Origin of the sequence: Streptomyces sp. NPDC050549 (assembly GCF_040655035.1) — a bacterium.
GTDB lineage: Bacteria > Actinomycetota > Actinomycetes > Streptomycetales > Streptomycetaceae > Streptomyces.
The window spans coordinates 1-20221 of record NZ_JBFAJD010000046.1 but is presented as its reverse complement, the minus strand read 5'-3'; the positions used below and the strand labels follow the sequence as shown (position 1 = coordinate 20221).

19 protein-coding genes and 2 pseudogenes are annotated in these 20221 nt (G+C 68.6%); 12 read left to right on the top strand and 9 right to left on the bottom strand.

The window, feature by feature from the left end; all coding sequences use genetic code 11:
• Window positions 1-571: 571 nt before the first annotated feature.
• Window positions 572-1525: a substrate-binding domain-containing protein gene (locus tag AB0I51_RS41140; protein WP_362983499.1), complete on the bottom strand. Its 954-nt coding sequence runs from the start codon at window positions 1523-1525 to the stop codon at window positions 572-574.
• Window positions 1526-2659: 1134 nt separating this feature from the next.
• Here AB0I51_RS41140 and AB0I51_RS41135 point away from each other — a divergent pair.
• Together AB0I51_RS41135 and AB0I51_RS41130 are read left to right on the top strand one after the other, a co-directional pair.
• A complete protein-coding gene (locus AB0I51_RS41135; RefSeq protein WP_362983540.1) occupies window positions 2660-3208 on the top strand; it encodes an ATP-binding protein in 549 nt (182 codons plus the stop codon).
• 110 nt (window positions 3209-3318) lie between these two features.
• Window positions 3319-3471, top strand: a pseudogene (locus tag AB0I51_RS41130) (transposase); the annotation flags it as partial.
• Between the two features lie 185 nt (window positions 3472-3656).
• Here the strand turns inward: AB0I51_RS41130 and AB0I51_RS41125 are convergent.
• The 4 genes from AB0I51_RS41125 to AB0I51_RS41110 form a co-directional block, all read right to left on the bottom strand.
• Window positions 3657-3878 carry a hypothetical protein gene (locus tag AB0I51_RS41125; protein ID WP_362983498.1) on the bottom strand — a complete coding sequence of 74 codons (222 nt, stop codon included), beginning with the start codon at window positions 3876-3878 and terminating at the stop codon, window positions 3657-3659.
• Window positions 3875-4180 (bottom strand): transposase, encoded by a 306-nt coding sequence (locus AB0I51_RS41120; RefSeq protein WP_362983497.1) that lies wholly within the window; start codon window positions 4178-4180, stop codon window positions 3875-3877. The genes AB0I51_RS41125 and AB0I51_RS41120 overlap by 4 nt, the downstream gene beginning before the upstream one ends.
• A 163-nt stretch (window positions 4181-4343) precedes the next feature.
• Window positions 4344-5630 carry a cytochrome P450 gene (locus tag AB0I51_RS41115; protein ID WP_362983496.1) on the bottom strand — a complete coding sequence of 429 codons (1287 nt, stop codon included), beginning with the start codon at window positions 5628-5630 and terminating at the stop codon, window positions 4344-4346.
• Between the two features lie 28 nt (window positions 5631-5658).
• Window positions 5659-6972: a glutamine synthetase family protein gene (locus tag AB0I51_RS41110; protein WP_362983539.1), complete on the bottom strand. Its 1314-nt coding sequence runs from the start codon at window positions 6970-6972 to the stop codon at window positions 5659-5661.
• Between the two features lie 363 nt (window positions 6973-7335).
• Here AB0I51_RS41110 and AB0I51_RS41105 point away from each other — a divergent pair, with 363 nt between their 5' ends.
• From AB0I51_RS41105 to AB0I51_RS41060, 10 genes are all read left to right on the top strand, one after another.
• Window positions 7336-7524 carry a ferredoxin gene (locus AB0I51_RS41105; RefSeq protein ID WP_362983495.1) on the top strand — a complete coding sequence of 63 codons (189 nt, stop codon included), beginning with the start codon at window positions 7336-7338 and terminating at the stop codon, window positions 7522-7524.
• Window positions 7524-8735 carry an FAD-dependent oxidoreductase gene (locus tag AB0I51_RS41100; protein WP_362983494.1) on the top strand — a complete coding sequence of 404 codons (1212 nt, stop codon included), beginning with the start codon at window positions 7524-7526 and terminating at the stop codon, window positions 8733-8735. Before AB0I51_RS41105 ends, AB0I51_RS41100 begins: the two co-directional genes overlap by 1 nt.
• Window positions 8736-8747: 12 nt before the next feature.
• Complete coding sequence (locus AB0I51_RS41095; RefSeq protein ID WP_362983493.1) at window positions 8748-9560, top strand: acetoacetate decarboxylase family protein; 813 nt, start codon at window positions 8748-8750, stop codon at window positions 9558-9560.
• A gap of 45 nt (window positions 9561-9605) precedes the next feature.
• Window positions 9606-11066 (top strand): aldehyde dehydrogenase, encoded by a 1461-nt coding sequence (locus AB0I51_RS41090; RefSeq protein ID WP_362983492.1) that lies wholly within the window; start codon window positions 9606-9608, stop codon window positions 11064-11066.
• On the top strand, window positions 11059-11994 hold the full coding sequence (locus tag AB0I51_RS41085; protein ID WP_362983491.1) for a 3,4-dihydroxyphenylacetate 2,3-dioxygenase: 936 nt from the start codon (window positions 11059-11061) through the stop codon (window positions 11992-11994). The genes AB0I51_RS41090 and AB0I51_RS41085 overlap by 8 nt, the downstream gene beginning before the upstream one ends.
• 9 nt (window positions 11995-12003) lie before the next feature.
• The gene (locus AB0I51_RS41080) at window positions 12004-12849 is read left to right on the top strand and encodes a fumarylacetoacetate hydrolase family protein (protein ID WP_362983490.1); all 846 of its coding nucleotides are present in this window, start codon (window positions 12004-12006) and stop codon (window positions 12847-12849) included.
• 28 nt (window positions 12850-12877) lie between these two features.
• On the top strand, window positions 12878-13477 hold the full coding sequence (locus AB0I51_RS41075) for a TetR family transcriptional regulator (protein ID WP_362983489.1): 600 nt from the start codon (window positions 12878-12880) through the stop codon (window positions 13475-13477).
• Window positions 13478-13637: 160 nt separating this feature from the next.
• A complete protein-coding gene (locus AB0I51_RS41070) occupies window positions 13638-15098 on the top strand; it encodes an APC family permease (RefSeq protein WP_362983488.1) in 1461 nt (486 codons plus the stop codon).
• A gap of 116 nt (window positions 15099-15214) precedes the next feature.
• Complete coding sequence (locus AB0I51_RS41065; RefSeq protein WP_362983538.1) at window positions 15215-16705, top strand: aldehyde dehydrogenase; 1491 nt, start codon at window positions 15215-15217, stop codon at window positions 16703-16705.
• Entirely contained in the window at window positions 16702-17433 is a 732-nt protein-coding gene (locus tag AB0I51_RS41060; RefSeq protein WP_362983487.1) for a gamma-glutamyl-gamma-aminobutyrate hydrolase family protein, read from the top strand. Before AB0I51_RS41065 ends, AB0I51_RS41060 begins: the two co-directional genes overlap by 4 nt.
• A gap of 3 nt (window positions 17434-17436) precedes the next feature.
• On the opposite strand, the gene AB0I51_RS41055 is transcribed toward AB0I51_RS41060, so the two are convergent.
• The 4 genes and pseudogenes from AB0I51_RS41055 to AB0I51_RS41040 form a co-directional block, all read right to left on the bottom strand.
• Window positions 17437-18009, bottom strand: coding sequence for a MarR family transcriptional regulator (locus tag AB0I51_RS41055; RefSeq protein ID WP_362983486.1), 573 nt, complete (start codon window positions 18007-18009; stop codon window positions 17437-17439).
• Window positions 18010-18379: 370 nt separating this feature from the next.
• Window positions 18380-18818 (bottom strand): annotated as a pseudogene (locus AB0I51_RS41050) (transposase); the annotation flags it as partial.
• Between the two features lie 142 nt (window positions 18819-18960).
• Window positions 18961-19533, bottom strand: a complete 573-nt coding sequence (locus tag AB0I51_RS41045) for a DUF3060 domain-containing protein (RefSeq protein WP_362983485.1) — start codon at window positions 19531-19533, stop codon at window positions 18961-18963.
• A 205-nt stretch (window positions 19534-19738) separates the two neighbouring features.
• Window positions 19739-20119 (bottom strand): helix-turn-helix domain-containing protein, encoded by a 381-nt coding sequence (locus AB0I51_RS41040; protein WP_362983484.1) that lies wholly within the window; start codon window positions 20117-20119, stop codon window positions 19739-19741.
• Window positions 20120-20221: the final 102 nt, after the last annotated feature.

The following is a 20221-nucleotide window of genomic DNA, read 5'->3' as shown; positions in this document are numbered from 1 at the left end:
GACGGTGACGGCGCGCGGTATGAGTGGAGCGGCAACTCCCGCTCGTGGTGGCTGAGTTCATGGTCGCCCTGGTGAACCAACTGGCTTGGTCGCCGATCGGCGTTCTCTCCACTCGGCCGCCTCTCCATCGTGTGAAGCCGCCGCTGACATGGCGGCGGGGCAGCCCTTCGCGTGATCAAAGGAACTACGATTGCGGACTCGAACGGCGAACTCTTGCTGCGTTGCAGTCAGGGGGTCGAGCTGCGGCGGTCTGTGCGACGCGCCGGGTGCGCGGCATGCCGGGGCCCGCGGGCCTGAAGAATCCCCGATGGCCGGCCGAGCGCGCGGGACGCGCAACCGCCGACCGCCTCCAACGTCTACTCGACGCCGGCCGTGGGTTGTGAAACAACTTGCTGGAAGAGGTGCCTGACCAGTGTTGTGACTGCCAACGCTCCGTTCAGGGTGCAACATCAGCTTTCGCCCGCTGCGCACGGCATCACTATCACCACTGCGCTGAGAGCAGCGGTTCTTGTGCACGAGGACGCAGCCGCCGCTGACAGTCACAGGGCGAACCACGGCAATATTCGGACGCTCAGCCATCCGTATCGCAGTACAGGGGTGCGGTGTCCGCATTGGCCTTGGTAATCAGACGAGCACCGACGCGAGAGATCTTGTTCTCCTCTTCATTGCGAAGGAGGGCGAGAGTGTGTGTTACCGCCAGTGACCCCAAGTCCTGGACCGAATTGGAGACCGTCGCTGCGAACTTCCCATCTTTGAGCGCGGCGAGCCCTTCGTCGGTACCGTTGACGGTCACGATCTTCACTCCGTTGGCTCCCGCCGCATCGAAGGCCTCACGGACACCGAAGGCCATGTCCTCGTTGGCGACGAATGTGTACTGGATGTCGGGATGATCCTTGATCATTTTAGTCGCGACATCCTTGGCCGTCGTACGGTTGAACATGCCACGCCCGCCGCCCACCAGCTTCACGTTGTGTGTCAGATTCTTGGTGAATCCGCTGACCATCAGGTTGGATGCCGTACCCCCGTCGCCGGAGACGACAGCCACCCTGACCGGATTTCCGACGGCGTCGTCGTCGACCCATTGCGCGTCCAACTTGCCTATCCCGGGTAGGTCACTGATGACGGCGCCGAGGGTTTCGCTGTCGTCCGAAGGCGTCACTGCGATCAGCATGAGCGGTATCTTTGCCTTGTGGGCTGCGTCAATGTCGGCGTTCAAGGCGTCGGCGTCCACACTGAGCAGGATGATGGCGTCGACTTTGTCCGTGATCATGTCCTGTACATTGTGCAGCTCCGCCGACTTGCTCCCGTTCGAGTTGGCGACCACCACTTTCGCCAGGTTGTTCGTCGTTGTCTTCGTGACCGCTGTCTGCAGGCAAGTGTGGAACGAAGTGGTACCCCCGTTGATGAAGCCCAAGACGACAGGGCCCGCGTGCGGGGCGCTGTCGTTGGCCTGGAAAGTGCATCCGGTTGCCAGGAGGACAATGCCAATGGCGGCTGCGGCCAGTCGTCTTATGGACATGGGCATGCGGTGGGGCCTTTCTGCTGCACTTGACTTCGGCGTCCATCGGACAGCACTACGGGTTCGGACTGGTGTGACAAAGGATGAGCAGCGCGACACTCTCGTCCCGTGCGGCCTGCTGCTCACTCCGAACGGCGATGGCGCTCCCGATCGTGTCGGTCGTCCGCGGCTCGGCGTGCGGGTGCCTCGGCATCAGGGCCAGGGGGCCAGGATTTCCAATCTCGTCCTGATGCATGGCGCTTCTCACGAGGCTCTTTTTCGTACGGGTTCGCGACCTGCTTTTGATATTCCAGCGGCGATGCAGAAGAGGCGATTCTGCATGGTTTCATGCCGGAGGCCCGGGTATTTGTCACTGTCTGATTGACGCAGGCGGAAGCTAGCAGGAGGGATCCAGGGCCACCAGGATGCGGTGGTGCAACCTTTGTTTGCGTCTTTCGTCGGCTCGCATACCGGCCGCTCGCCGCCTGCTGGGGGACAACATTTCTCGGCCGGCACTGGACGACCACCGGCGGCATCACGGTGACAGCTGACGCTGTCCGGGATCGCTTTCGTCGACACCAGTGACGTCTTTCCGTTGCCACAGCCCTGTTGGGGCGGTTCTCCTGACGGTCGATCTCTGTTACCGGCGCCGTATCGACCTGCCCGCGACGCCTGCCGCCGTCCTGTCCAACTCCAAGGAGGTTCATCCCCACTGGCCCGATGCTGCTGGTGCGGCAACCACCGTCCTGGCTCTGGGCGCCCTCGTGTTCGTCATCGGCGAAGGTGACAACCAGGGCTGTCCGCAACCGTCATTGACCGAAGAGTCAGTCCTTGATGATGAGCGTCAGGGCGCGGCTGCCCGGCTCCCGACGGGCTGTGCCCCTGTGAGCGGGTCTCGTCGGCAAGGCAACTCGACTGGCGCGCCTGCCTGAATGATCCAGCCTTGCGAAGACATCGCGTCCAAGAGTGGCATCTGCTAATCTCGCTAGATCGATATAGCTAGACGGACTGCATCCGCTTGAACGGCGGGGCAGGAAACGAGCAACAAAGGTCTCCTATCGGCTTCCTGTTCACGGACCGCTCCGGTATCACAGCGCCAGAGACACTTCTCGCCGTCCGTGACGCGCCGCCAGTCAACGCCGTCGAGTGAAATGCCTTGTGATGTATGCACATTCCTTTTTCTCCGCCCACGTCACCCGTGACGCCCTCCCCCTGACCGGCGGGACACCTCTCCATCCGGCTGCCGCCCCGGTCCTGGCCACGCCGGTTCCCCGGCGACTCGGCAATCGCGCAGCGACCGCGCTGCCGTCCCTGACATCAAATGCCGCGTCCGGCCGCTGGGCCCTGGTGCATGATGCCGGGGCGCCTCAGACGGCCAGGAGCCTCCTTGCCCCAGTGCTTCATGAGTGGCTGCTCCTCGGCGGAACTGCCGATGACGTACTCCTCGTGGTGTCCGAACTGGTGACGAATGCAGTCCGGCACGCTCGGCCCCCGATCTTCCTCGCGATATGCCGCACAGAGGCACGGAGCGTCCGCGTCGAGATCACGGACGGAGGAAAGTTTGGAGATCCGAGGTGTATCGAGACGCCGGACGACCCGGACGAACACGGCCGGGGGCTGATCATCGTCGATTGCCTGTCCGCAGCACACGGCTGTCGGGTGGCAGAGCACGGCACGACATGGTGGGCCGAGTTCATCGGAGACCGCTGAGCTGAGCGTACTGAGCGGCTTCCCGGCTCCAAGAAGAGCTATCGATCATGTGTCTGTCGGCCTGTCCGTTCGTTGCTGTGGTGTTGGGGCGACCTCAGTCGCGGCCGTGAATCGTGTCGGATGAACTGGGGTCGCTCATTGGGACGTTGCTGCCCGAACCAGGTCCGAAGTTGGCCGAAGGCAGAGCTCGGGTTCCAGACCGCCAGGCCCTGTGCGGGATCCTCTTCGTCCTGCGCACCGGCATCCAGTGGGCGTACCTGCCCCAGTGGATCACCGCCACCGAGCTGGCCGGCCGGACCTCGTAATCACGCACGAGTCTGCGGCGCAGCCGGAGGGTGCCGAAGGTCTGCTCCACCACCCGTCTCTTCGGTCCCGGGGTGAACCCTCTTGCCCCGAGGCATGTGCGACGATCTCCACGTAGATGCCTCGGGGCCGGCGACTTGCTCGATCACAGCCCGCTTGAACTGGCGTCCACCCAGCTTTTGGTCACCGTGGGTGCGGTGGCAGCGACCATGTCCAGCAGGGCGATGCCGATCGCGTTGTCGTGCACGCTCGCGGCGACCACGGCCACCGTGATGATCAGGCCGAGGGCAACGGTGGCGATGCCCCGCTTGCGGCCCGGGCTCTTCAAGCCCGGATCCAGCCCGGTCGTGTCCTTCAGCGCGTTCACCGGGGTCCGCACTGTCTGCGAGTCCAGGACGACGGCAGTGGGGTCCTCATGCCGCTTGCGTATTTCCCGGGTCTGCCGACACAGCAGGTCGTGGACGGTCTCAGGGGTGCTGTCGTCGCGCCAGAGGGCGTAGCAGTAAATCGCGCTCTTGGGCGGAGGCCGTGCGGCAGATGGCGCCACTGGCAGCCGGTCCGGGCCCGGTAGAGGATCGCGTTGACGACCTCCCGCATCTCGTACTGGCCCGCATGCCCGCTGACCGAGGAGTGCCTCGTCGTCCAGGCCGTGACGACCGGCCTGATCAACTCCCATGCCGCATCCGCTGGATCACTCGGGTACGGCTGACGCCCGTCCGCACTTCCCGGCAGATCACGCGCTCGGCCGACGGGGAGGCCCCGGAAGCCGACAAGCCGCCCTCAAGTGCGATGAGAACCATTGACCTCTCGCGGAACCCTCACTCGGTTCCTTTCACGCGAGCGTCACCTCCACCGGCAGTTTCTTGATGCCGTTGACGAAGTTCGAGCGCACGCGGGGGACCTCACCGGTCAGGCGTATGTCCGCGAGGCGGGGGATGAGTTCCTCGAACATGATGCGGATCTCGGTGCGAGCCAGCAGGTTGCCCAGGCACAGGTGGGGGCTGCCCTTGCCGAAGGTCACGTGGTCGTTGTGCTGCCGGGCCACATCGAGGTCGTAGGGGTCGGCGAAGACCTCCTCGTCGCGGTTCCCTGAGGCATACCACATGACGACCTTGTCGCCCTCCTTGATGCGTTTGCCGCCGAGTTCGACCTCCCGCGTCGCGGTCCGGCGGAAGTGGTAGACGGGAGACGCCCAGCGCAGGAACTCCTCGACCGCCGTGGGGATCAGGGACGGGTCGTCCTTCAAGCGGGCCAGCTGCTGCGGGTGTTGGAGCAGGGCCAGCATGGAGTGGGTGATGGTGTGCCGGGTGGTCTCGTTGCCGGCGACGACCAGGAGCAGGAAGTAGTTGTCGAAGTCCTGCACGGAGAGCGGGACTCCGTCGCGCGGGGTGGTGTTGACCAGTTTGGAGACCAGGTCCGTGCCCTCGCCGCCGCGTCGCCGGCGGGCCAGCTCCCGCCCGTACTCGAAGACTTCGAGCGAGGCGGGCGAACGGAACGGCAGGTCGCGGTACTTCTCGCTCTCCTCGCTGTGCAGGAGCACGTCGGCGTAGTCGGGGTCGGTGTTGCCGATGATGCGGTTGCCCCAGTCGATGAGCCGCTGGTTGTCCTCCGGCGGGACGTCGAGCAGCCGGGCGAGCACATTGATGGGGAAGTCGGCGGAGATCTCCTTCACGAAGTCGAAGCTGCCCTTGGCCAGCGCCGCGTCCAGGGTCTTCGCGGTCAGGCCGCGCAGGAAGTCCGCGTAGCTGTTGATCACCCCCGCCCCGAACTGCCGCTGGATCAGGCTGCGCAGGGCCCGGTGGCGGACGCCGTCGAGTTCCAGGATGGAGGCGCGTTTCTTGATCTGGTCGTCGTCGACCTCTTCGAGGTTGACGAACCGGGTGGAGGTGAACGTCTCGGCGTCCCGGTCGACCCGGGCGATGTCGGCGTGCCGGGTCACCGACCAGAAGCCGGAGTTGGGGGCCTCCTCGGGCTGCCAGTGGACGGGGTCCTCGTGGCGCAGGGTGTGGAACATGCGCCACGGGGTCACGCCGTCGGTGAAGTTGTCGAGGTTCGCGAGGTCGACGGCCGCGAGAGGCAGTGGTTCGTTCGCGGCGGCGGGCAGGGTCGTCTCGGTCATCGGTGGCTCCTCGGGGTCGTACGGCATGTCACAGGTGGTAGGCGTACTCGGTGAACTCCCAGTCGGTGACGTGCCGTTGGAAGCGCTCGACCTCGTTCCGCTTGTAGGAGAGGAAGGACGTGGTGAAGTCCTTGCCGAGTACCTCGGCCAGGGCGGTGTCCGCCTCCAGTGCGTCGAGGGCCTCGGACAGGGTGCCCGGCAGGAGGGCGGAGCGGGCCGGGTCGTAGCCGTAGCCCTCCAGCGGGGCGGGCGGCTCCTCCGCGGCCGTCACGCCCAGCAGGGCGGCGGCGATCGTGCCGGCGATCGCGAGGTAGGGATTGGCGCTGGCATCGCCGAGCCGCAGTTCGAGCCGGGCCCCGGAGCCGCGCTCGGGCGGGACGCGGACCATGGTGCTGCGGTTGTCGAGCCCCCAGTCGATCAGCCAGGGCGCGAGTGTGTCGGGTCCGAAACGTTTGTAGGAGTTGACGGTGGGGTTGAGGAGTGCGGCGAGGGCGGGCGCGTGCGCCATCACCCCGGCGACGGAGTGCCGTGCGGTGGCCGAGAGGCCGTAGGGCCCGGACGGGTCGTCGAAGGCGTTGCGGCCCTCGGTGTCGTGGCTCGACAGATGGAGGTGGAAGCCGGACCCTCCGGCGTCGTTGAAGGGTTTCGCCATGAAGGTGGCGAGTCTGCCCTCCTTGCGGGCCAGTTCCTTGATGGCGGCCTTGAAGCGGAACGCCCGGTCGGCGGCCGACATCGCCTCCGAGTGGACGAGGTTGATCTCGAACTGTCCGCCGTCGAACTCGTGGTTGCCGCTGAGCACGCCGATGTTCAGGTCGCGGACCTGGCGCAGGGTGCGCAGGAGGTGGTTGTCGGGGTCGGCGCGCAGCCCGGCCGTGTAGACGACACCGGGGTCGGACGCGTAGCGGCGCCAGCCGGCGACGGCGTCCCGCTCGCACAGGAAGTACTCCAGCTCGGGCCCGACGACGGGCCGCAGCCCGTGCTCGGCGCACCGGTCGAGGACGGCCTGGAGGAGGTCGCGGGGGGACTCGGGGGCGGGCGCGCCGGTCGCCGGGTCCAGAACCTCGCCGAGGCAGGTGGCCACGCCGGGCTCCCAGGGGAGGGGCGCGAGGGTGTCCAGGTCGGGGCGTACGCAGATGTCGGGCAGTCCCGCGTCCAGGCCGCCGCGGACCGGGACCACATCTCCCTGTGGACTGGTGTGGTAGACGGCCCGGCAGAAGGCGAGCCCGTGTTCCACGGCCCGGGGCAGCTCCTCCAGCAGGACGTCGCGGGCGCGGTCGGTGCCGATGAGGTCGGGGTAGGTCACCCGGACCACGTCGATGCCCTCGGCGGCGAGTCGCTCCATGTGGCGGCGGACTTCCGGGATGTCTTGAACGCTCACCGTTGTCTCCTCGGGCGGACGGTGGGGCACTTCCGGGTCGGGAGCCCGGAGGCGGGCGAATGAGGGGCCGGGACACAGCGGTCGCGGGCGACCCCGGCAATGTTGTTTGACGCCAAACGGTAGGAGCGGTCCTCGCATCCCGCAAGAGGCGACGGCAAGAAAATTATCCATCCGGATAGGTATTGACCCCACCTCGGCGGCTTCCTATCTTGTTTGAAGCCAAACGAGTCAGGGGCGGTCTTCGAGCCCCTTTGGCCGGGGCCCGGCCACCGTGCCGGGCCCCTCTCCCCACCACTTCCCCGACGCCCTCACTCCAGGAGGCCGGCCATGAAGGTCGTCGTCGACATGAACAAGTGCCAGGACCACGGCCAGTGCGTCTTCGCGGCACCCGACGTCTTCCAGCTGGACGACGCCGGACACCTCGGCTACGTCCCCGACCCGGACGACGCCCTGCGCGACGAGGTCGAGGAAGCGGCGGACGTCTGCCCGCTCCAGGCCATCCGGATCGAGGACTGATGACCGGCGGGAACGTGGTCGTCGTCGGCGCCTCGATGGGCGGCCTGCGCGCCGCCGAACAACTCCGCACGGCGGGCTGGACCGGCTCGGTGACGGTGATCGGCGACGAACCGCACATGCCCTACAATCGCCCCCCGCTCTCCAAGGAAGTCCTCGCCGGCAAGGCCTCCTTCGACTCCCTCGCCTTCACCCCCAAGGCAAGCACCGCCGACGTCGAATGGCGGCTCGGCCGAAGGGCCGTAGCGGCCGACCTCGCCGAACGCACCCTCACCCTCGACGACACCACGACCCTCTCCTACGACGGCCTGGTCGTCGCCACCGGAATGCGCCCCCGGCGCCTGCGCTGCCCCGGACCGCTCACCGGCCGCCACACCGTACGCACCCTCGCCGATGCGCAAGGCCTGCGCGCCGAACTGACCCGGCCGGGCGTGCGCGTGGTCGTGGTGGGCGCCGGATTCATCGGCTGCGAGGTGGCCGCCACCGCCGTGGGCCTCGGCGTGACCGAGGTGACCGTCGTCGACCCGCTGCCGCTGCCCATGGTGGGACCGCTCGGTGAACTGCTGGCCGGTGCCCTGGTACGGCGGCACGAGCAGCACGGGGTGCGCTTCGCGCTCGGTACCGGGGTCGCCGGCTTCGAGGGCGACGACCGGGTGACGGGTGTCGTGCTGGGCGACGGCACCGTCCTGGCCGCCGACGTGGTGGTGGAGTCGGTCGGTTCGCTCGCCAACACCGAGTGGCTGGAAGGCAATGGGCTCGACCTGAGCGACGGCGTGCTCACCGATGAGTTGCTGCGGGTAGGTGGGCTGCCGTCCGTCGTCGCGGTCGGCGATGTGGCCCGATTCCCCAACGCCCGCTACGACGGGGTGCCGCGCCGGGTGGAGCACTGGTCGATCCCGACGGACAGCGCCAAACACGCGGCGAGGAGTCTCGTCGCCCATCTCACCGACTCCCAGGGCGAGTTGGGAGCCTTCGCGCCGCTGCCCACCTTCTGGAGCGACCAGCACGACTTCCGGTTGCAGTCCTTCGGCTCGCCCCTGCTCGGCCTCGACGACGTCCGGGTCCTGGACGGCGACCCGGACGGCGACCTCATCGCCGGCTACCACCGCGAGGACCTGCTCGTCGGCGTCGTGGCGCTCGGCGCACCCACGACGGCCGCGCGGGCCGCCCGTTACCGCACCGCGCTCCTCCAGCAGCCCGCCCTCACCGCGTAAGGAACCAACGTCATGGCCAGCGTCCGTGGTTACTTCCATCCCAAGACCGCGACCGGATCGTCGTCACTGATCCCCGCGCCGCCCTGGCGCTACTCCGGCGACCTGCTCACCGTCGAGTACCGCACGGATCCCGCAAGGGTGCGTGAACTGCTTCCAGAACCACTGGAGTTGGCCGACGAGGACCCCGGTGCGGTCGCGCTGATCTGGGCCGACTGGCAGTCCTGCTCGCAGACGGGGGACGAACTGCTCGACCCCGTGCTCGCCCAGTACAAGGAGGCGTTCGCGGTCGTGCGCTGCTCGTTCCGGGGCCGGACGTACTCGCGGTGCGTGTACATCTGGGTCGACAAGGACTTCGCGATCGCGCGCGGGCTGCACCAGGGCTATCCGAAGAAGCTCGGCTCCATCCACCAGACACGGCCGCATCCCTACGGCCCCGCGCCCCGCGTCGAGGCGGGCGCCCGCTTCGGCGCGACCCTCGCCGCGGCCGACCGGCGCCTCGCCGAGACCGTGGTGACCCTGCGCGAACCCACGGAGGCGAACGGGTTCGTGAACGCCCACCCCATGGCTCATCACCGCTGGCTCCCCTCCATAGAGAAGGGCAAGGGCCTGGCACTCGACGAACTGATCGAGACGGGCGCCGCCGCCTTCGAGGGCGGTCAACCCTGGGTCGGAGACGCCGAGTTGGCGCTGTTCGAGGCACCCACGGAGGAGCTGGCCCGGCTGGAGGTCCGCGAGCCGATCGCCGCGTACTACCGACAGGTCGGGGTCGTCTGGGACGGCGGCCGACTGCTGGAGTCCGGCACATCGGCGGCAACTGCCGACTAGTCCCCCCTGTCCGCCCGTCGCCCCTTTGCGTCAGGAGCCCTTCCCATGCCAGAGAAGATCATCGTCGCCGGAGTCCCCGTCGACACCCGGCACTTCATCGGCGGCCGACGCGTCGCCTCCCCCGACACCTTCGACGACGTCTCCCCCATCGACGGCCAACTCCTAGGCCCGATCGCCCGCGGCGGCCCAGCCGAGGCCGGGGCCGCGATCGGCGCCGCCCGCGAGGCGTTTCCCGGCTGGGCCGCCACTCCCCGCGCCGAGCGCGCCCGCATCCTGCACGCCATCGCCGACGGCGTCGAGAAGCGCATCGAGGAACTCTCGATCGTCGAGACCCACGACAACGGCGCTCTCCTCCGTTCGCACCGCCGTGGCGTCATGCCCCGCGTCGCGCACAACTTCCGCTTCTTCGCCGACTGGTTGCTCACCCTCGACCACGACGACTTCGAGACGCGCGGCCACACCAACCACGTGAGCTGGGACCCGGCCGGCCCCTGCGTCCTGATCACCCCGTGGAACGCCCCTTTGATGCTGGCCACTTGGAAGGTGGCCCCGGCCCTGGCGGCCGGCAACACCGTCGTCCTCAAGCCGGCCGAGTGGTCCCCGCTGACGGCCTCTCTGCTGGCCGACATCGCCACCGAGGCCGGACTGCCGCCCGGTGTCCTCAACGTCGTCCAGGGCTACGGCGCGGAGATCGGCGACGCCCTCACCTCGCACCCGGATGTACGCCGGATCAGCTTCACCGGCTCAGTGCCCACGGCCAGGCGGATTGCCGCGTCGGCCGCCGCCCACCTCACCCCGCTCAGCCTCGAACTCGGCGGCAAGTCACCGCTGTTGGTGTTCGCGGACGCTGATCTCGAGCTCGCCGTGGACCTCGCCGTCGAGCAATACGACAACGCCGGCCAGGTGTGTCTGGCCGCCACCCGCATCCTCGTCGAGGAGTCCGTCGCCGAGGAGTTCACGCGACGGTTCGAGGAGAAGGCCTCGGCTCTGGTCCAGGGCGATCCACGTGAGGAGGCCACCGACCTCGGACCCACCATCCACTCCCGCCAGTTGGAGAAGATCGACGGGTTCGTGCAGCGGGCGGTCGCGGCCGGGGCCCGTGTCGTCGTCGGCGGCCACTGCAACGGCGGTCAGTACTACGAACCCACCCTCCTCACCGACGTCGCCCAGGACTCGGAGATCGTGCAGGAGGAGGTCTTCGGACCGGTCCTGACCCTCCAGACCTTCGCCGACGAGGAGGAAGCGGTCAGGCTCGCCAACGACACCCGCTTCGGGCTGGCCGCCACCCTCGCCACCGGCGACCGCGAACGCGCCGAGCGCGTCACCGCGCGGCTGGTCGCGGGCACGGTCTGGGTCAACTGCTTCTTCGTGCGCGACCTCCGGGCACCGTTCGGCGGCTCCCGCCTCTCCGGTGTCGGACGCGAGGGCGGCACCTGGAGCTTCGACTTCTACTGCGACCTGAAGAACACCGTCTCCGCCCCGAACGGATGGAACAACCATGGGTGAGATCGTCGGGGCCGGCCTGCTGGCCCATGTCCCCACCATCGTGCTGCCCGAGGCGGATCGGCTGGAGCTGAACGAGGGCAAGGAGATCACCCTCGTCACCGGTCTCCGCCAGCTCCGCGAGGACGTCTTCGACCGCGACGACTACGACACCGTCGTCGTCCTCGACTCCCACTGGGCGACGACCGTCGAGTTCGTGGTCACCGCCCAGCAGCGGCGCGCCGGGCTCTTCACCTCCGAGGAGCTGCCGCGCGGCATGTGCCGGATGCCGTACGACTACCCCGGCGACCCCGAACTCGCCCACAACATCGCCGAGTTCGCCGACCGGAACGGCACCTGGATCACCCCGATCGAGGACGACTACCTGCCCGTGTACTACGCCACCATCAACCTCTGGAAGTTCCTCGGCGAGGGACTGCCGGACAAGCGGTGGGTCACCATCGGCGTCTGCCAGACCGGGGACATGGAGGACCATCTGCGCCTGGGCCGCGCGCTCGCCGGCGGCATCGCGGCCACTCCCGGCCGCCGGGTCCTGGTCATCGCGTCCGGTGCCCTTTCGCATACCTTCTGGCCGCTGCGCGAGATCCGCGACCACGAGGCCAGCGACCCCGCGCACATCCGTACGCCCGAGGCCCGCGAGGCGGACTACGAGCGGATCGCCTGGTTCAAGGAGGGCCGACACGACAAGGTCCTCGACACCATGGAGGAGTTCTGGAAGTACAAGCCCGAGGCGAAGTTCTTCCACTACCTGATGCTGGCCGGTGCCCTCGGCGAACAGGCCTGTACGGCAAGGGCCCGCCAATACGGCGAGTACGAGAACTCCGTCGGCACCGGCCAGGTTCACCTCTGGTTCGACCGCCCCGCCACGGGCTGGACCGGCGGCGACCTGCCGGTACCCCCCTCACCTCGCACCCCGCACAGCCGCCCCTAGGAGAGCGACATGCCCGAGTACCGCCGCATTCTGCTGGACGGCTCCACCGTCGAGGTCACCGTCGACGGGGACGAACTCGTCGCCGGGGACGGCCGCCGCGTCAAGACCGACGACGCGCTGCACCTGCCCCCGGTGGTCCCGTCCAAGGTGGTCGCCGTCCACCTCAACCACCGCAGCCGGGTGGACGAGTTCCGGATCGATCTCCCGGACACCCCGACCTACTTCCACAAACCGACCTCCTCCCTGAACTCCCACAAGGGCGCGATCGTCCGCCCCGAAGGCTGCAAGTGGCTCAACTACGAGGGCGAGGTCGCCATCGTCATCGGCAGGACCGCGCGGAACGTCTCCCCGGCCGAGGCCGGCGAGTACATCGCCGGCTACACCGTCGCCAACGACTACGGCCTGCATGACTTCCGCGACACAGACGCCGGCTCCATGCTCCGCGTCAAGGGCTCCGACACCCTCTGCCCGCTCGGCCCGGGCCTGGTCACCGACTGGGACTTCCGCGGCAAGCGGCTGCGGACATACGTCAACGGCGAGGTCGTACAGGACGGTTCGACCGACGAGATGAAGTGGGACATGCACTACCTCGTAGCCGACATCGCCCGCACCATCACCCTCTACCCGGGCGACGTGCTGCTGTCCGGCACGCCCGCCAACTCGCGTCCCGTCCAGCCCGGGGACGTCGTCGAGGTCGAGGTCGAAGGACTGGGCAGACTCACCAACCACGTCGTCACCGGACCCGCCGCCATCCGCACCGACGTCGGCGCCCAGCCCACCGAATCCGAGGAAGTACTGTCCACCGCGCTCGGCGGCGACTGGGAATTCCGTGGCATCCGTCCGCCGCGCCTGTGAGCACCCCGGCGCCGGTAGGGTCGCCCGCATGACCGAGTCCGCCGGCCGCCGCCCCCGCAAGCGTGTCACCTACGGCGAGGGCCGCGAGGCCTTGCTGGACGCCGCGGTGCGCGTGGTGGCACGTGGCGGGCTGCGCGGGCTCACCTACCGCGCCGTCGCGGAGGAGGCGGGGGTCACCCATGGGCTCGTGGTGCACCACTTCGGGACGCGCGACGCGCTGATCGAGGAGGCGCTCTCCCACGCCATCCGCTCCTCCCTCAGCAGCAGCGACCTCGAACCCGGCACCGGAAGGCCCGAGGACTTCTCGCACGGTCTGACCGAGATGGTGGACTCGGGGCCGGACCTCCAGGCCTTCCAGTACGAACTGCTCCTGGAGTCCCGGCGCCGCCCGGAGCTGCTGTCCCACCTGCGCGCGCTCTACGACGAGTACTTCGCCGCCACCCGGCGCGAGCTGACCCAGATGCTGCCCGGACCTGTCGACGAGGGCCTGTCCCGGATGGTGTTCGCCACCCTGGAGGGCCTGGTTCTGCACCAACTGGTCTTCGGCGAGCGCGAGGTCATCGAGGACGCCCTCGACGAGCTGCGCAACGTCCTGCGGCTGCTCGCACGGGAGCGCGACGGGAAGTGACCTCCCGCTCCCGCCTCTCGCCGATCACGACCCCGTAAGAAATCCGCGTCGCACACGGATTCCCCCGCGCCACCCCCTTGCCAAACGGATAGTTCCGCCCCACGATGAGGCAACTCGTTTGGCCTGAAACGACCATCCCCTTTCATGGCAGGTGATCCGAGTGGACAGTCAGGCGGTCGCATCCCAGCGGTCCGTGCGGGACGAACCCACGGCAGGCACGCTCAAACCCAACGCGCTCGGCGTGCTGGGCATCCTCTTTCTCGTTCTGTCCGCCCAGGCGCCGCTGACCGGCATCGCCGGAGCGGTCCCGATCTCCGTCGGCATCGGCAACGGTCCCGGCACCGCCGGCGCCTACGTCCTGGTCGGCGTGGTGACCCTGCTCTTCTCGGTCGGCTTCGTCACCATGGGCCGGCACGTGGTCGACGCGGGCGCCTTCTACACCTACATCGGCACCGGACTCGGCCGCACCACCGGGGCCGGCAGCGCGGGCGTGGCGCTCTTCGCGTACTGCGCCATCCAGGCCGCCATGTACGGGCTGTACGGCTCCATCGTCAGCGGCCTGGTCGACGCCCACACGGGACTCGACCTGCCGTGGTGGGTGTGGTCGCTGCTGACCATGGCCGTCGTGCAGGTCCTCGGCGCCACCGGCATCGACATGGGTGCCAAGCTGCTGGCCGTGTTCGTCCTGGCGGAGTTCAGCATCCTGCTGGCCTTCAGCCTCGTCACCCTCGTCAAGGGCGGCGGTCCGGAAGGCCTCGGCTTCACCGAGACGTTCTCACCGAGCGCCGTGACCCAGGGCGCACCGGGCGTGGCCGTGATGTTCGCCGTCGCCTCCATGTTCGGCTTCGAGGCCACCGCGATCTACGGCGAGGAGGCGCGCGAGCCGAAGAAGACGGTCCCCCGCGCCACCTACCTGGCGGTCGTCGTGGTCGTCGGCTTCTTCGCACTCACCTCCTGGATGCTGGTCGCCGCGTACGGCCCCTCGAAGGCCGTTGCGGCGGCGGGCAGAGCACTGACGAGTGGGGACTCCACGGCGTTCGTCTTCACCCCGATCGCCGCGCAGTTCGGCGGCTGGGTCAACGACGTGCTGCCGGTCCTGCTGGCCACCTCCCTCTTCGCCGGCCTGCTCACCTTCCACAACTCGGCCAACCGCTATCTCTTCTCACTCGGCCGCGACGGACTGCTGCCCCGCCGCCTGTGCACCCTTAACACCCGCCACGCGCCCTGGACTGCCGGCTGTGTGCAGACCCTCGTCGCGGTGGCCCTGGTGGTGCCGTTCGCAATCGCGGACAAGGACCCGGTCCTGACGCTCTTCTCCTGGTTCAGCGGGGTCGCCGTCCTGGCGATGATGCTCCTGTACCTGCTGACCTCGGTGTCCGTGGTGGTCTTCTTCCGCCGCGAACGCCTGGAGGTCCGGCTGTGGAACACGCTGGTCGCCCCCGTCCTGGCCACGCTCGCGGTCGCCGGCGCCGTCTGGCTCATCCTCGCCAACTTCACCACGCTCATCGGCGGCGACAGTGCCACGGCTCTCTGGCTCGCGCTGTCGGTCCCGGTGGTCATGGCATTGAGCATCGTGACCGCGCGGCTGAGCCGCCGAGGAGCGTCGAACGCCGACGGCTGAGTGTCCCTTCCCCGGTGCGCGTCCGACGATACGGGCGCGCACCGGAGGTGCGGACACCACCTGCCCCAAGCAACGCACCGCCCTCCCCACACCCGATGACGAAAGTGGAGATCCCCATGCCGGTCGTCACCCATGACGAATGGCTCCGTCGCGCCAAGGCGTTCCAGGTGTACGGCGCCCACCACATCGACGGTGCCGACGAACCCGGGGCTGGTGACACCTTCCGAGTCGTCTCCCCGCGCGACGGTCAGGTGGTCGGCGAGGTCGCCGACGGCGGGCCCGCCGAGGTGGACGCGGCCGTGGTCGCCGCCCGCCGCGCCTTCGACACCGGCCCGTGGCCACGCCTGGCCCCCGCCGAACGAGGCCGCGTCCTGCTCCGCCTCGCCCAACTCCTCGAAGAACAGCGGGAATCGCTGGCCCTCACGGTGAGCCTGGAGATGGGCAAGCCGGTCACGGACGCCCACGACATCGAACTCCGCGCGGCCATCAACACCTTCCGCTGGTACGGGCAGTTGGCCGACAAGCTGACGGACGAGTCCCCGCACACCGCACCGGACGCGCTCGCCCTCGTCACCCGTGAGCCGGCTGGTGTCGTGGGCGCCGTCGTCCCCTGGAACTTCCCTCTGACGCTGGCGAGTTGGAAGGTGGCCCCGGCACTCGCGGCCGGCTGCACGGTCGTACTGAAGCCCTCCGAGAAATCACCGCTGTCCGCCCTGCTGCTGGGCCGGCTCGGAACTGAGGCCGGGCTGCCCCCGGGCGTGCTCAATGTGGTCACCGGGGACGGTCCGTCCGCCGGCCGGGCGCTCGGACTCCACCCCGGCGTCGACGTGCTCGCCTTCACCGGCTCCACCGCCGTAGGCCGGCACTTCCTGCGCTACTCCGCCGACTCGAACCTGAAGCGCGTCTGGCTGGAGCTGGGCGGGAAGTCTCCCAACATCGTCCTCCCCGACGCCCCCGACCTGGAGAAGGCCGCCGCGACGGCCGCCTGGGGCATCTTCTTCAACCAGGGTGAGATGTGTACCGCACCTTCCCGGCTGCTCGTGCACTCCTCCGTCGCCGAGCGGGTCACCGAGGCCGTCGTCGCACGGGCCCGGGAGCTGCGGGTGGGCGACCCCCTGGACCCGGCGACCGAGATGGGCGCACTTGTCGGCGAAGGACACCTGGAGCGCGTACTCGGCCATGTGCGGCAGGGCGTCGACGAGGGCGCCCGGCTGCGCACGGGAGGCGCGCGCACCCGTACCGACTCCGGCGGCAGTTTCGTCGAACCGACCGTGTTCGACCGGGTCGACCCCGGCGCCCGGTTGTCGCGCGAGGAGATCTTCGGGCCCGTCCTCTCCATCATCTCCTTCAACACCCTTGAGGAAGCCGTGGAGTTGGCCAACGCAACCGAGTACGGCCTGGCCGCCGGTCTGTGGACCTCGGACCTGGGCACCGCCCACCGGGTCTCCCGCGCCCTCAAGGCGGGCACGGTGTGGGTGAACTGCTACGAGGAGGGCGACCTGACCGTGCCCTTCGGCGGGATGAAGCAATCGGGCAACGGGCGTGACAAGTCCGCGCACGCCCTGGAGAAGTACACCGAGCTCAAGACGACCTGGATCCAGCTGTGACTGTCCCGCCGCGCCCGCTGATCGCCCTGCCCGCCCGCTTCTCCGCCACCGCCTCCGCGCTGCGATACACCGCGGAAGTCACCGCGCGGGCCCTCGTCGAGGCGGTGTGGCGGGCGGGCGGCGAACCCGCGACCATCCACCCGCACGCCCCCGGCGGGACCGCCGATCCGGCGGAGGTCGCCGCCCGCCTCGCCCGCTTCGACGGGGTGCTGCTGCCCGGGGGAGGGGACCTCGCGCCGTACCGCTACGGAGTGGACGGGGTTCACGAGAGCGTGTACGACGTCGACGAACAGCAGGACGGCTTCGACCTCGAAGTCGCCCGGCAGGCACTGAAGTCGGGCCTGCCCCTGCTGGCCGTCTGCCGCGGACTCCAGGTCGCCAACGTCGCCCTCGGCGGCACCCTGGAACAGGACATGGGCGGAACGGACCGCGAACATCGCCATGTCGTGCATCCCGTGACACTGGAGCCCGGGTCGGTCCTCGCAGCGGCGACGGGCGCGGAGAAGGTGGAGGTGTCCTGCTACCACCACCAGCGCGTCGACCGGCCTGGCGACGGAGTACGGGTGACCGCACGGGCTGCCGACGGCACTGTCGAGGGGCTCGAACTCCCCGACGCCCGCAGCTGGTTCACGGCCGTGCAGTGGCATCCCGAGGACACCGCGCACCGGAACGCCGCGCAGCAGGGCCTGTTCGACGCCCTCGTCCGGGAGGCCCGGCCAGCCCGCTGAGATTCAGGCCCTGGGCCGGCGCCCGCTGCGTCGGGGTGCCGGCTCCGCTCCGTCCAGCAGGGACTGTCGGCGCTCCTCACCGTGGTCCTCCACCTGAAGCACGACGCGGCGCAGCATGTCGGCGAGACCGCGGCAGTCGTCGTCGGTGAGCTGCCCGGTGACGAAGGCCTCCTCCTCGTTGAACTGCGGGAACAGCCGTTGCATCAGCTGCTCGCCCTCGTCCGTGAGACTGAGCAGGACCAGCCTCCCGTCCGTCGGATGACCGGCCCGCCTGAGCAGCCCACGCGACTCCAGCGTGCGGGCCACACCCGTCAGCGTCCCCTTGGAGATCCCCGCCTCCTCCGCGACATGCCGGGTCTCCGACTCGTCCCACACCCAGACGACCCACAGGACGACGAAGGCGGTCCAGGTCAGGTCGGAGCCCCGCAGCACGGAGTTCTCCAGGTGCTGGCGCACCGCCGCCGCGGCCCGGTGGATGTTGGCGACCGCCGCCATCTGATCCCGGCGTATCGGGAAACCGCCGAGCCTCTGTGCGGCGAGTTTCTCGGCTTCGGTAATCGATCGATGGCCGGGCACAGGGGGCTCCCTCTCTCTGACACTGGTCGTTCGGGATCAAATTGTACGGAGAGGGATCGCCGGGGGAGTACGGCGGTGCAATGGCTGCCACGTCGGCTGACCATCCCTCCGTGGCCTGGCGCCGAAGTCGAACGCCTCGTCCCCGGGGCCGCCCGGGAACGGTTGACCACGTGCCGCGCCACTGCCATCAGCTAGTTGAGGGTGGCGACGGCGAAGGGCACGGTGTCGGGGAAGACTGCGCGGCTATGGACGGTGGCGTTCCCGACGAGGAGGCACTCGCTCATCCCGCCGAACTTCCCGCCGCAGTCGATGAGCCACGTCGGCGCGCACTTCGATGATCTCGCCGGTCGGCATCCAGTGGCCTGACCGGCCCCAGCACGTCGACGGCAAGTCCCCGCCTGCGTCCCGGTGTCCTCTCGTTCACATCCAGTCCCGTCGTGGTCTTCTGGACACCCGCGGCCGCAGGCACGGACCGGGTGTCGGTGATCATGAGGGACGGGTCCTCTGATCGGCGGACCTTCTCCCTCACCTGGCAGCGCGGGAGTTCGTGGATCCACTGGTCGGGCCCGTCCTGGCGCCAGAGCGTGAAGTAGTAGAACACCGCCGACCGGACCGGCAGATCGTGAGACGGGTAGCGCCACTGACAGCCTGTCCGGTTCTGGTAGAAGATCGCGTTCACGGCCTCCCGGAGATCACCGGTCCCGGGGTCTCCGGTCGCCTCACCCCGCCCTGCTTCAGGCCGTGATCATCGGCTCGATCAACACCCAATGCTCGTCCGACAAGTCGCTCGGATGCGGTATTCGGTCCATACGCGCAGCCCGGCATGCTCATGGCGAACGGTTGCCTCGCGTGGCGATCAGTCCCACGATCGAGCGATCACGAACCGAGGAAGATCGGACGTGACGCCTGCTGAGCGCGTGCCGCGGCCACAGGCCGCGTGCCCTGACTGTGTCAGCGCCTGATCCCGTTCTCGTACTCCTGTCCACTGATCTTGTCCACGGTGCAGGCCCTGCCGCTACCGGAAACGGTGGGCTCCTTGCCACCGGTCCCGTTGACCCAGCGCACGGTGACGAAGGTGGCGCCGTCCAACCGGATGGCGCCGACGGTCTCCGCGATCACCGCGCTGGAGTTTCCCGTGATCCTGATGGTGTCGGCCGTCTCCACGGTGACGGTGTTGAACCGGCCGCCGATGGTGACCGTTCCACATCTACCGGTGAGCCCGATGGTGTTCGCCTGGCCTTCGATGACGACATCGTGCCCCGTGCAGTCGGTGGCCCGCGTGCTGTAACTGCTGCCGATGGTGAGTGACGTGTCACTGCCGGCCTCAGCGGCTGCGGTTGTGTCCGGGGTGCCCTTCGAACCAGCAGCGGGTGAAGTGATGCCTGCATCGCCACGCGCAGTGCCGGGGCTTCGCATCGCCGCCCCGGTGCTCGGGGCCGGAGCCGGCGCATTGTCGGCGCAGCCGACCGTCGTCGAAAGTGCCAGAGCGATGAGAGTGCTGGAAAGCAGTGTCGTCTTGCGCATGGCAGGACTTCTCCTTCTGGTGAATTCGCTGAGACCCGGATTTCCTGTAACCGCGTCCGCAGGCAGGGCGGAGAGCCAGGTCAATGCACGTGCAACGCATCCGAGCGCCGACACCGGGCGGCTGTGGATGTCGCACAGTCGTCGCCCCGGAACTGCGGATGTCGGCACCTGCGGGGGAGCGATACTCAACGATCCGGTAAGGCCATCAGTGCGATGCCGGTGAACCCGTCGCGGGGAAGTGGTCCTCCGCCCACACGATCACGGTGGCCAGGGGGATGAGGAAGGCGTCGCCGTGCGATGAGAGTGCGTAAAGGATTCGCGAGGACGGGCCGGGCGGGACAGTTCGGGTTACGAGGTCAACTGTGGCCAGTTCTCTGAGGCGTTCGGTGAGCATTCGGTCGCTGATGCCAGGGATTCGATCGCGAACCTGGGCGAAGTCGGCCGGACCTTTAGCCAAGGCCGCGATGATCAGGCCGTTCCAGCGTCTGCCCATCAGTGCGAAGGCCCGATCAGCGGCCAGAAGGGATGCGGGCAGCCGCGGCGCCTGGGACCGGTGCTCCCGCTGAGCGCAGCGCGAGGGGTTCATGATGGCTGTCCTACCTTTCAAGGGTGGTTGCTCTGGTCATTCGTAAGATCGGAGGGCCCAGGGGTTCTGGGTATGGCTGTCATGGCGGCGCCGTTGGCAAGG